The following is an 885-nucleotide window of genomic DNA, read 5'->3' as shown; positions in this document are numbered from 1 at the left end:
GGCCAGGGCGACCTGGAGGACGAAGGCCTCGTCCCACTTGAGGCGGGAGCGGGCGTCCTCGATGTCCGCCTTGGTGTGCGGGCGGTGGATCTTGAGGAGGGCTTCGGGGAGGGGCACCAGGCCGCGGCCTTCACGCAGGGTGTCCGGGAGCGGGTCGACGGCCTCCTGGGCCGTGGGCAGGACCGTCTGGATCGCCTTGCCGATCTTCCAGGACTCCAGCTTGGCGGTGGCGGGGTAGATCGGGATCAGCGCGCCCGCCCAGGTCTCGACGGACTCCTCCGGGTCGCCGCGCAGCAACTCGTAGGCCGGATGCGCGAGTTGAAGGCGGCGGTTGAAGACGGAGACCTTGCCCGCGAACATCGCACGCGTGCCCGGCAGCAGTTCCTTGTGGGGTTTGTGGACGCCCGCACCGAAGAAGACCAGTTGGAGCCGGCCGCTGCCGTCCGTGATCGTGACCTCCAGGCGCTGGCCCTTGCCGCGCGGGGCCTTGGCGGAGGCGAACGTGTGCAGGCGGGCGTCTGCGACCTGCGCGACCACCGTGACGTGCTCGTCCATGGGGAGGTCGGCGAGGTGGGTGAGGTGGCCGCGCTCCTCGTATCTGCGCGGGTAGTGGTGGAGGAGGTCGCCGACGGTGAGCAGGCCGAGGTGCTCGGCCATCACCTTCGCGGTGGCGGGGCCGAGCACCGACTTCAGCGGCTGTCGCAGGGGTTCTTCCAGTGCGGGCACGAGATCCATTGCACACCACGCCACTGACAATGGCTCCCAGGCCGCGGCCGGACCGCCGTAAAGGTCCCGGAAACCCCTGGTCAGGCGGTTGGTTCGGGCCTTAGGATGACGCGCTCCCGGCCCCCTTTCGCGGTCACCGCCCCACCGGGACCGCCCGAC

Annotated in this window: 1 protein-coding gene; it reads right to left on the bottom strand. The window is 70.5% G+C overall.

The window, feature by feature from the left end:
• A partial coding sequence (locus tag C1J00_RS43730; RefSeq protein WP_245936761.1) for an OB-fold nucleic acid binding domain-containing protein occupies window positions 1–735 on the bottom strand: 735 nt, incomplete at its 3' end.
• Between the last annotated feature and the right edge of the window lie 150 nt (window positions 736–885).

Origin of the sequence: Streptomyces cahuitamycinicus, assembly GCF_002891435.1 — a bacterium.
In the GTDB taxonomy this organism is placed as follows: domain Bacteria; phylum Actinomycetota; class Actinomycetes; order Streptomycetales; family Streptomycetaceae; genus Streptomyces; species Streptomyces cahuitamycinicus.
Note: the sequence above shows the minus strand (reverse complement) of the source record. Positions and strands in the feature narration are given on the sequence as shown.